The sequence below is a fragment of the Nocardiopsis sp. CNS-639 genome (genome assembly GCF_000381685.1).
Lineage (GTDB): Bacteria > Actinomycetota > Actinomycetes > Streptosporangiales > Streptosporangiaceae > Nocardiopsis > Nocardiopsis dassonvillei.
Map to the genome: position 1 here is coordinate 19026 of NZ_KB906891.1, position 10848 is coordinate 29873.

Sequence of the window (10848 nt, forward strand, 5' to 3'; positions counted from 1 at the left end):
ACCGGAGGGCGGGGGGTCAGGAACCCGCGTCGCGGCGCGCCACCGAGGCCAGGTCGGTCTCGATGCGCGCGGTGGTCTCCAGCAGCGCGGGCAGCAGGTCGCGGCGCACGTCCTCGATCGAGGCCCGGTTGGCGTGCGCGGACACGTTCGCGGCCGCGATCACCCGGCCCGAGCCGTCGCGGATGGGCGCGGCCAGCGAACGCAGGCCCTCCTCCAGCTCCTGGTCGACGATGGCGTAACCCTGCTCGCGCACCCGTTCCAGCTCGGCGCGCAGCTCGGCCGGGTCGGTGATGGTGAACCGGGTCAGCGGGGCCAGCTCCACCCGCGCGAGGTAGGCGTCCAGGTTCCGGTCGTCGTGCCCGGCCAGCAGCACCCGGCCCATCGAGGTGGCCGAGGCGGGGAAGCGGGTGCCCACCCGGATGGCCACCGCCATGATCCGTGAGGTCGCCACACGCGCCACGTAGAGCACGTCGTCTCCCTCCAGCACCGACACCGAGGCGGACTCGTGCACCCGGGCGGACAGGTCCTCCAGGTGGGGCTGGGCCACGTCGGGCAGCCCGGCGGAGGCCACGTAGGCGTAACCCAGCTCCAGCACGCGCGGCGTGAGCGAGAACAGCCTGCCGTCGGTGCGCACGTAGCCCAGGTCCACCAGTGTGAGCAGGAAGCGGCGTGCGGCGGCGCGGGTCAGGTCGGTCTCGCGCGCGACCTCGCTGAGCGTCATGGAGCGCCGCTCGGCGGAGAAGGCGCGGATGACCGTCAGGCCGCGCTCCAGGGACTGCACGAAGTGGGCGCCGCGGGCCTCTTCTTCTTCGGTCGGCATCTGCTCTTCCCGGTTCGGTTGCGGGGGCGGCTGGCCGCGGCCCCCGGAAAGGTTCTCACACCGGTCGGACGGAGCGGCGGAGACCTTTCCCGGGGCGCCACGGGGGCATCCGGCGCCGCCGCGTCCGCCGGAAGGGTCCGCCGGGGAAGGGGAGCGCGCGCTCTCCCCGGCGGCGCCCCGACCCCCCTGGCGGTGCGGGCGGTCCTCCCGCCGGGGTCGCCACCAGCCTTCCGCCGGGGCCGTCCCGACCGGATATCGGCGACAGCCCCTCACGCCCGGAGTGTTCGTGCTACAACGGAAAGTGACCAGGGGGGCGCCCCTGCTCCGGGCGCCAAGCCCTGCGACGACCGAGGGGGACGACGGTGGACGTGATCGGAGCGGGCTTCCCGCGCACCGGGACGACGTCGATGAAGGCCGCGCTGGAACGGCTCGGCTTCGGCCCCTGCCACCACATGTCCGAGGTGCTGGACTCCTCGGACCTGGCGGCCCGCTGGGCCGGGATCGCGGACACCCCCGCCGGGGAGGTGGACTGGGCACGCCTGCTGGAGGGCTGGCGCTCGGGCGTGGACTGGCCGCTCTCGTTCTTCTGGCGCGAACTCGCCGACGCCTTCCCGGACGCGAGGATCCTGCTCACCGTCCGCGACCCGCACCGGTGGTACGAGAGCATGCGCGCGACCATCTTCAAGATCGTGAGCGAAGCCGGGGGCAAGCCGACCGGAGTGGGGGTTCCGCCCCTGCTGGGCACGATCCTCCCCCTTCTGGACCGCATGTGGCTCGCGCACTTCGGGGTCCCCTCCGGCGGGAACCCCGACGAGGCGACCGCGGTGGCGGCCTTCGAACGGCACACGGCCCGTGTGGTCGCGGAGGTCCCGGCCGACCGGCTGCTGGTGTACCGGGCAGGGGAGGGGTGGGAGCGCCTGTGCGCCTTCCTGGGCGCCGACGTCCCCGACGAGCCCTTCCCCCGCCTCAACGACACCGAGGAGATGCGCGCCAAGCACGAGAGGTGGCGCCGCGGCGAACCCGCGACCTGACCGGAAGCCCCCTCCGGCCGGGCTCCGCGCCGCCTGAGCCCGATCCCGCTCCACCCGCTCCCGGCGCCTGGCCTTCGTGGCGTCTCGGCGAGCCTTCCGGTCCGTCGTGAGTCCGTCCGCCGCACGCACGGTGCGGTCCTCACGCGTGCCTTGACCACGCTGGGGAACGGCGTTACCGTCATAGCCGGGATGTTCGCTCTGAGAACAACCATTCGGAAGCCGAACAGGAGTGCTCCATGATCGTGCCCCTGGACGAGGCGGTACGCGAGCTCGTCCACGACGGCGACACCGTCGCACTGGAGGGGTTCACCCATCTCATCCCCGTGGCGGCGGGGCACGAGATCATCCGCCAGGGCCTGCGCGACCTCACGCTGGTGCGCATGACCCCCGACATCGTCTACGACCAGCTCATCGGCGCCGGGTGCGCCAGCAAGCTCGTCTTCTCCTGGGGCGGCAACCCCGGGGTCGGCTCGCTGCACCGCTTCCGCGACGCCGTCACCTCCTCCTGGCCCGTGCCCCTGGAGATCGAGGAGCACAGCCACGCCGGAATGGCCAACCGCTACGTCGCGGGCGCCTCCGGCCTGCCCTTCGCCATCCTGCGGGGCTACTCCGGCACCGACCTGGTCGCCAACAACCCCGACATCAGGTACGTCACCTGCCCCTTCAGCGGACAGGAACTGGCCGCCGTGCCCGCCCTGAACCCCGACGTCACCATCGTGCACGCCCAGCGCGCCGACCGCCGCGGCAACGTGCAGCTGTGGGGCATCACCGGCATCCAGAAGGAGGCCGTCCTGGCCGCCGACCGCGCCCTGGCCACCGTCGAGGAGGTCGTGGACACCCTCGACCCCGTCCCCGGCCAGGTCGTCCTGCCAGCGCGCGTGGTCGACCGGGTCAGCGTCGTCCCCGGCGGCGCCGCGCCCTCCTACGCCCACGGCTACTACGAGCGCGACAACGAGGCCTACCGCGCCTGGGACGCCGTCGGCCGCGACCGCGGGGCCTTCACCGCCTGGCTCGCGGACCTCACTAACGGCGCCGGGGCCTCCTCCGTCCCCGCCTCGCCCGCGGCCTCCGGCACCGGCGACACCGAACCTGCGGGGAGAGGCACGTGACCACCGTGACCTGGACCTCCGACGAGATCATGACCGTCACCGCGGCGCGCTCGCTGCGCGACGGGATGTCCTGCTTCGTCGGCATCGGCCTGCCCAGCACCGCCGCGAACGTGGCCCGCCGCACCCACGCGCCGGGCCTGTGGATGGTCTACGAGTCCGGCACCCTGGGCGCCGTCCCCGACCACCTGCCGCTGTCCATCGGCGACGGCGTCCTCGCCGACACCGCCGACACCGTGGTCTCGGTCCCCGAGGTCTTCAACTACTGGCTCCAGGCCGGACGGATCGACGTCGGCTTCCTCGGCGCCGCCCAGATCGACCGGTACGCCAACATCAACACCACCGTCATCGGCGACTACGCCGACCCGAAGGTGCGCCTGCCCGGGGCGGGCGGCGCCCCCGAGATCGCCGCCTCCTGCCGCGAGGTCATCGTCATCATGCGGCACAGCCGCCGCGCCCTCGTGGACCGGGTCGACTTCGTCACCTCGGTCGGCCACGGCTCGGGCCCCGGCGACCGCGAGCGCCTGGGCCTGCGCGGCGCCGGTCCGGTGCGGGTGATCACCGACCTCGGCGTGCTCGAACCCGACCCCCTCACCCGCGAACTCGTCCTGACCGGCGTGCACCCGGGAGTGGAGGCGGACGCGGTCCGCGAGGCCACCGGCTGGAACCTCGCCGTGGCCGACGACCTCGCCGTCACCCCCGAGCCCACGGGCGAGGAGCTGGCGGTGGTGCGCTCCCTGACCGAGGCCGCCTGAGGGGCGCCCTCGACCACGGCCCCACCCGCCAGCACGAGGGGAAGCCCCGGGGCCAGCGCGTCACCGTGCACGGCCGGATACCTGGGCCCGGCCCCGGTGTTCACCGACCGGGTCACCCGCGCAGGATCGGGTAGGACCGGCGAGGCGGCCGACACCGGCCCCGGGGTCGGCGCCGGTCGCGCGGACTGAGCGCGCGGCGGGTGTCGACCACGGGGGAGGCGCCGGCCCCCTGGCGGACACCGGCCGCACGGGAACCACCCACAGCGACGAAGGAACACGAGGATTCGATGAGCGTTGACCTGCACCACACAGAGAGCGGACCGGCCGACGCGCCGCCCCTGCTGCTCGGCGGCTCCCTGGGCACCACCACGCGGATGTGGGACCCGCAGGTCGAGGCCCTCTCGACCGTCTTCCGGGTGATCCGCTTCGACCACCGCGGACACGGTGACTCACCCGTCCCCGAGGGGCCCTACAGCATGGCCGACCTGGGCGGCGACGTCATCGCGCTGATGGACCGGCTGGGCATCGAACGCGCCCACTACGCGGGGCTGTCCATCGGCGGCATGGTCGGCCAGTGGCTGGCCGTCCACCACCCCGGGCGCATCGACCGCCTGGCCCTGCTGGCCACCTCCCCCCACATGGGCCCGGCCCGGAACTGGCGGGACCGCGCCGCGCTGGTGCGCGCCGAGGGCACCGGGGCCGTGGCGGACTCGGTGGTGGAGCGCTGGTTCACCCCGGCCTTCGCCGAGGACCGCCCGGCCGAGGTCGCCGTGCTGCGGGACCAGGTCGCCGCCACCGCGCCGGAGGGGTACGCGGGCTGCTGCGAGGCCATCGGGACCCACGACGTGCGCGAGGACCTGCACCGGATCAGCGCGCCCACGCTGGTCGTCGCCGGGGCCGACGACCCCTCCACGCCGCCCGCCGGGAACGCCGAGCTGATCGCCGAGCGCGTCCCCGGCGCGCGCCTGGTGGTCCTGGAGGAGGCCGCGCACCTGCTGTCCTGGCAGCGCAGCGCCGAGGTCAACACCCTGCTCACCCAGCACTTCGCGTCCGCCGACCGTCCCGGAGCGGGGACGTAGGTGTGCCGCGCCGTGCCGGGCGACGAGCACGTGGATCGGGCCCGGGCGCGCACGACCGGCTTCACCGAACCGTTCCAGGACCTCATCACCCGCTACGCCCGGGACGAGCTCTGGGCCCGTCCGGGCCTGGACCGCCGCACCCGCAGCCGCATGGTGCTCACCGCGCTGGTCGCGCACGGGCACTGGGACGAGCTGGCCGTGCACGTGCGCGCCGCCCCGTGCAACGGGCTGGAGCCCGACGAGATCGGCGAGGTGTTCCTCCAGGCCGCCGTCTACTGCGGAGTGCCCGCCCTCAACCGGGCCTTCGGCACCGCCCGGGAGGTCCTCGCCGAACAGGGCGGGTAGAGATGAGGAGCGCTGGTCAGGGTCGTGCGCTGACCAGCGCCCCCGCGCACCCGGCCCGGGGCGCGGGGTCCGCGGCGCGATGCCGACCGGGGTCCTCCACCCGGACACACCCGGTCGGGCACGGGCCACGTCGCGCCTGGCCGCCGGGTCAGCGCTTGAAGGCCACGCCAGCCAGCTCCCACAGCTTGACCTTGGGGTCGGCGGGACGGAACACCGGGTCGATCTCCGGGTGGCGCCAGGTGGCGCAGTCCACCGCGCGGGGGCCCCCGTCGCGCCCGTCGGTCCAGGGGCTGGCCAGCTCCAGGCCGTCGAAGACCGCCGAGGCCTCCTCGGGGCTGCGCACCCGGCCCCACGGGGTGCCGAAGGACAGGATCTTGTCGGTCATCCACGCGGCGGAGGCCGGATCGTCGGAGACGATGTGGGAGGAGATCAGACACGATCCCGGGGCCAGACGGTCCATGAGGGCGCGCACCATGCCGAAGGGGTCGCTGTCGTCGGGGATGCAGTGCAGCAGCGAGACCAGCATCACGCACACGGGCAGGTCGGTGTCGATGAGCCTGGTGGTCTCGGGGGAGCCCAGGATCTCCTCGGTGTCGCGGATGTCGGCCAGCAGGAACGAGGTCTGCCCGCTGTCGCTGATCAGCGCCCGGCCGTGCGCGAGCACGATGGGGTCGTGATCGACGTAGACCACCCGGGCCCGCGGGTTGGCCTGCTGGGCGGCGTGGTGCGTGTTGTTGGCGGTGGGCAGCCCGGCCCCCAGATCGAGGAACTGCTCCACCCCCTGGGCCGCCACGTACTCCACCGCGCGCGAGAGGTAGGCGCGGTTGTCGTTGGCGAAGGCGACCAGTTCGGGGACGCCGTCCGCGAGCGCCTCGCAGGCCTTGCGGTCGGCCTCGAAGTTGTCCTTACCCCCCAGGAGGTAGTCGTACATGCGTGCGATGCTGGGGGTTTCCATGTCGATGTTGGGGGGGAAGTGATCGGCCATGAAGGATACCCATCCGATGAAGTGACGAGGCGAGTTCTCTGGCCGAATGGTAACCGTGATCCCACGTCCTTGTGGAGTTTTCCACAACAAAGTTCGAAGTGCGTATTCGGCGCCCTATACGCTCACGTTCCGGTCCCTGTTCGCGGTTGTCCGAAACCGGGCAGATGATCGGCCACGAGCCCGGGAGCCGCGGCCCTGACGCGCTCGCCGGAGCCCTCCGGGGGGCTCGGCCGGGCGGGAAGCGGCGGCGCGGACCAGAACGCGGCGGCCGAGCCGGGGTCCGCCGTGTTCGCCGGGGGAGGCGGTTCGTCGACGGTATCCAATACCGCTTCTCCGTCATTTCTCCCGATTGTCGGATCTTCGCCTGAAAATCCTTTTGCGGTGGCCGTGGAAAACGCTTTGACCTGCGCCACGAGCGCGCGCCGCTCCCGGCCCAGCCACCGGGTCAGCACGAACGGGTCGCGGTCGGCCTCGGCGCCCAGCTCCGCCACCGCCGCCACCAGGTGCGCGCACCTGGCGTCCCAGCGGTCACAGGAGCAGGTCGCCACCAACGCGTCCCACCCGCGCGGCACCAGGTCCCACCCCAGCAGCGAGAACACCCGGGCCGCCGCCACCGGCAGCTCACCGGCCAGGATCCGGGCGCGGAACACCGGCTGGGAGGCCAGCGCGGCGCACAGGCGCTCCCACTCGGCCTCCGGCGGCACCGTGCGGATCAGGCTCACCTCGTGCGCGCCCGGGCCGCGCACCCGCCCCGTGACCTCGCCCGGACGCACCGACAGCCGCTCCACCCGCGCGTTCCCGGCGGCCGGGCCCGGCTCTCCCAGGGCCTGCGCGAACAGCGGCGACCACGCGCTCACTCGGCCACCGCCTCCGGGGACAACCGCACGACCTCGCGCAGGTCCTGGACGGACAAACCGGTCAGCCACGCCTCACCGGTGGCCACGGCGCCGTCGGCCAGCGCGCTCTTGCGCTCGATCATCTCGTCCACCCGCTCCTCGACCGTGCCCACGCACACCATCTTGCGCACCTGCACGTCCCGCCGCTGGCCGATCCGGAACGCCCGGTCGGTGGCCTGGTTCTCCACCGCCGGGTTCCACCAGCGGTCCACGTGCACCACGTGGTTGGCCGCGGTCAGGTTCAGCCCCGTCCCGGCGGCCTTGAGCGAGAGCAGGAACACCGCCGGGCCCTCCATCTCCTGGAAGCGCTGCGTCATCTCCTCCCGCTCCGCCCTCGGAGTGCCCCCGTGCAGCCACAGCACCGGCACCCCCAGACGCGAACGCAGGTAGGGGGCCAGGCGCTCACCGAAGCGCGCGTACTGGGTGAAGCACAGGGCCTTGTCGCCCTCGGCCGCGGCCGAGGCCAGGATCGCCTCCACCCGCTCCAGCTTGCCCGAGCGCCCCGACAGCGCCGAGCCGTCCCCCAGGAACTGCGCCGGGTGGTTGCAGATCTGCTTGAGCCGCGACATCGTCGCCAGCACCAGCCCCTTGCGCTCCTTCTCGGTCGCCTCGGCCAGCCGCTCGCCCATCTCGTCCACCACCGCCTTGTACAGCGAGGCCTGCTCCGGGGTGAGCGTGCACCAGGTGCGCATCTCCAGCTTCTCGGGCAGGTCGGCGATGATCGACCGGTCGGTCTTGAGGCGGCGCAGCACGAACGGCCCGGTCATGCGGCGCACCAGCGCGGTGTCGGGCCCCTCCTCGCCCTCGACCGCCCGCTCGAAGGCCGCCGCCGTGCCCAGCAGCCCCGGGTTGGCGAACTCCATCACCGACCACAGCTCGCCCAGGTTGTTCTCCACCGGGGTGCCGGTGAGCGCGATCCGCGTGGCCGCGGGCAGCGACCGCACCGCGCGGGCCTGCCGGGTGCCGTGGTTCTTGAGCGCCTGCGCCTCGTCGCACACCACCCGGTGCCAGGGCATGCCCGCCAGCTCCTCGCTGTCGCGGGTGACCACGCCGTAGGTGGTGACGACCAGGTCGCACGAGCCCACCAGGCGGGCCAGGGCGTTGCCCGAGGGCCGGTCCGGGCCGTGCTGGACGTGCACCCGCAGCGAGGGCGCGAACCGCTCGGCCTCGCGACGCCAGTTGCCCACGAGCGAGACCGGGCACACCAGCAGGGTCGGCCCCGGAGCGGGTTCGCGCAGCCGCTCGTCGGTGAGCAGGGCCAGCAGCTGCACGGTCTTGCCCAGGCCCATGTCGTCGGCCAGGACCGCGCCCAGGCCCAGCTCGCCCAGGAAGCGCAGCCACGACGCGCCCCGGTCCTGGTAGGGGCGCAGCGAACCCCGGAAACCGGACGGTGTGCCCATCGGGCGCGGCTCGGCCTTGGCGCCCCCGTCCAGCAGCGCGCCCAGCGGACCGGAGGCGACCGCGTCGGCCACCGGCAGGGGAGTGGTGCCCTCCACCCCGATGGCCGTGCGCAGCGCCTCGTCGGTGCGCATCCAGTGGCCGCCGCGCCGCTTGACCAGGTCCAGGGTGGCGCTGAGCCGCTCGGGGTCCACCTCCAGCCACCGGCCGCGCACACGCACCAGCGAACGCTTGAGGCGGGCCAGCTCGGCGAGTTCGGCCAGCTCGTCCTCGCCGAGCGGTACGGACTCCTCGCCGTCGCGCCCCTGGAGCAGGGCCTCGAAGGACACGTTGACCAGCTCGGAGGGGCCCACCCCGCCGCCCCCGCGTCGGCGGGGCGCCTCCTCGACCGCCACCCGCAGGCCCAGGGCGGGTCTGCCGCGCCACTCGGGCAGGACCACCCCGAACCCGGCGCCGCTCAGCCGGGCGGCTCCCTCGGCCACGAACCGCTCGGTGTCCTCCGTGCTCATCAGCAGCCGGGCCGGGGCCAGGTCGCGCAGCGCGCGGCGCAGCGGCGGGTGGTGGCGCGCGGCCCGGCGCAGGTCGGCCAGGGCGGTGGCGCCCACGTCGGCGGGCAGCCAGGCGGCGCCCTCGCCCTGCCACACCTGTTCCAGGGGCAGGCGCAGGCCGGGGTCGCTGACCGAGCGCACCCAGAACTCCAGAGCCCACGGCCCCGCCCGGTCGGGTTCGCGCAGCAGGAACAGCAGCGCCGCCCGCCCCGCGCCGCGCACCCGCGAGCGCCACTCGCGCAGGGGTCCGCGCAGCCGGGCGGCGGTGTCGGCGTCGATCCCGTCCGGGGCGCCGGTGAGCGCGGCGGCCAGCCGCTGGCCGGGGGCGGCGCCGTCGTCGGAGGTCTGTTCCGGGCTGGTCCGGCCCCGGTCTACCGGGCTGGTCCGGCCCCGGCCTACCGGGTTGGTTCGGGCCCGGTGCGCGCGGCGGGGACGGGACAGGCGGCGGGCCACCGCGTCGGTGAGCAGTTCCAGGGGGGCGAGCACGCAGGCCCGGGCGATCGCGTCGGGCGGCTCCCCGGGCAGGTGGGCGCGGGCGGAGGGCGGCAGGGCGCCGGTGAGCGCGGCCAGGTGCTCCTCCGCCCAGTCCAGCGGCGCGGGCCGCCAGCGGGCCCGGGCGGGGTCGCCCACCAGGTCGGGCAGCACGCACCCGGAGGTGACCAGGAGTTCGGCGAAGTCGCGGACCGCGCGCAGGTGGGCCAGCGAGGGTCCGGAGGCGGTGCCGGGGATGTCCTGTGCGGATGCGGCCAGGAGGGCCTCGGCGGAGGCGGCGTCCAGCCGCAGGGCGGGCACCCGCCAGGGGTGGAAGGCGGCCGGTGCGGTACCGGGGGCGCCGGTGGAGGGGAAGGGGGCGGAGGTGTCCCCGGGCAGGGACAGGTCCAGGGTGCCGTGCGTGGCGGAGTCCGCCCCGACCCCCGCGTCCACCAGGAGTGCGCTCAGGTCGCGGGCTCCCAGGGCGAACGGGTGCGGGCGCGCACGGCCGTGCGCGCCCCCGACCGGAGGAGGGGTGGAGGGGGAGGACCCGGCCAGGTCGGACTCGGCCCACACCGCCAGCGCGTCTCCGGCCCACACGCCGTGCAGAACCCGCACCGCACCTCCCGCGTCCTCGCCGACCATCGGCCCCAGTATGGCCGGGGGCGGCGACAGACCGTGACGCGCGCCTGGGAGGAGGAGCGTCTCGCGCTCGGTGGCGGGCCCTTGCCGGAAGTCCCCCGGACCTGTCACAGGTGTTGCTGCGGGAGGGCGTTCAACGGTGGGGGCGGGGGTGGTTGCTCTCTCCGGCGATGGCACCAGCTGCCGCGTAGTGGTGGGGGAGGGCGTTCAACGGTGGGGGTTAGGGGGTGGTGGGGGTTTGCTGCGTCGGCAGCGAAGGCGGCGGGTGTCTGGGGGCTCCGTTCAACGCTCCACCTGCGGGTGGTGGCCGGTGGCGGCGTCGCCAGCTGCCGCGTAGTGGTGTGGGAGGGTGACCAACGCTTGTTGTTCGCGCGTGGTGGGGGTTTGCTGCGTTGGCACCAAAGGCGAGCGGGCCCTCCGGCTTCGGGCAGCGGTCCCGGCCCCCGGGGCGGGGTGGGCGACGGTGGCAGCGACCACGGTGGGCGCGGAGCCCGGGCTGCCTGCCGGGTGCGGGCATGCCGGGCGCGGGCATGCCGGGGACCGGCACGGCCGGGGGTCATTCCCGGGGTGGTGGATCCGGGTCCCTGCCGGGTGGGTGGTCTCCTCCCCGCCGCCGTCCTCGTCCTTGTCCTTGGTGGTGTGTGCGGAGTTCGCGTTGGTATTTGGCCCGGTTGTGCGGCCCGCACAACGGTTGCAGGTTGGCCACCACCGTGCGCCCTCCTCGGGAGAAGGAGGTGACGTGGTCGGCTTGGCACAACGCCACCGGTACTTC

The 10848-nt window shown here is 74.4% G+C and carries 10 protein-coding genes; 5 read left to right on the forward strand and 5 right to left on the reverse strand.

The window, feature by feature from the left end; all coding sequences use genetic code 11:
• Nucleotides 1-16: 16 nt before the first annotated feature.
• Nucleotides 17-820: an IclR family transcriptional regulator C-terminal domain-containing protein gene (locus G011_RS0128660; protein ID WP_019611481.1), complete on the reverse strand. Its 804-nt coding sequence runs from the start codon at nt 818-820 to the stop codon at nt 17-19.
• Between the two features lie 362 nt (nt 821-1182).
• Between G011_RS0128660 and G011_RS0128665 the strand changes: the two genes are divergently transcribed.
• The 5 genes from G011_RS0128665 (at nt 1183) to G011_RS0128685 (ending at nt 5136) form a co-directional block, all read left to right on the forward strand.
• Nucleotides 1183-1851: a sulfotransferase family protein gene (locus G011_RS0128665; RefSeq protein WP_019611482.1), complete on the forward strand. Its 669-nt coding sequence runs from the start codon at nt 1183-1185 to the stop codon at nt 1849-1851.
• Between the two features lie 236 nt (nt 1852-2087).
• Nucleotides 2088-2960: a CoA transferase subunit A gene (locus G011_RS0128670; RefSeq protein ID WP_019611483.1), complete on the forward strand. Its 873-nt coding sequence runs from the start codon at nt 2088-2090 to the stop codon at nt 2958-2960.
• Nucleotides 2957-3712, forward strand: coding sequence for a 3-oxoadipate--succinyl-CoA transferase subunit B (locus G011_RS0128675; protein ID WP_019611484.1), 756 nt, complete (start codon nt 2957-2959; stop codon nt 3710-3712). The genes G011_RS0128670 and G011_RS0128675 overlap by 4 nt, the downstream gene beginning before the upstream one ends.
• Before the next feature lie 287 nt (nt 3713-3999).
• Nucleotides 4000-4791 (forward strand): 3-oxoadipate enol-lactonase, encoded by a 792-nt coding sequence (gene pcaD, locus G011_RS0128680; protein WP_019611485.1) that lies wholly within the window; start codon nt 4000-4002, stop codon nt 4789-4791.
• A 12-nt stretch (nt 4792-4803) separates the two neighbouring features.
• Nucleotides 4804-5136, forward strand: a complete 333-nt coding sequence (locus tag G011_RS0128685; protein ID WP_231391622.1) for a carboxymuconolactone decarboxylase family protein — start codon at nt 4804-4806, stop codon at nt 5134-5136.
• Nucleotides 5137-5284: 148 nt separating this feature from the next.
• Here the strand turns inward: G011_RS0128685 and G011_RS0128690 are convergent, their stop codons facing one another.
• The 4 genes from G011_RS0128690 to G011_RS32715 all read right to left on the reverse strand — a co-directional run.
• A complete protein-coding gene (locus G011_RS0128690) occupies nt 5285-6121 on the reverse strand; it encodes an SAM-dependent methyltransferase (RefSeq protein WP_019611487.1) in 837 nt (278 codons plus the stop codon).
• 122 nt (nt 6122-6243) lie between these two features.
• Complete coding sequence (locus G011_RS0128695; RefSeq protein ID WP_019611488.1) at nt 6244-6978, reverse strand: hypothetical protein; 735 nt, start codon at nt 6976-6978, stop codon at nt 6244-6246.
• A complete protein-coding gene (locus G011_RS0128700) occupies nt 6975-10079 on the reverse strand; it encodes an SNF2-related protein (protein WP_019611489.1) in 3105 nt (1034 codons plus the stop codon). The genes G011_RS0128695 and G011_RS0128700 overlap by 4 nt, the downstream gene beginning before the upstream one ends.
• Before the next feature lie 553 nt (nt 10080-10632).
• Nucleotides 10633-10848: HNH endonuclease (locus tag G011_RS32715; protein WP_231391623.1), on the reverse strand; the 216-nt coding region annotated here is incomplete at its 5' end.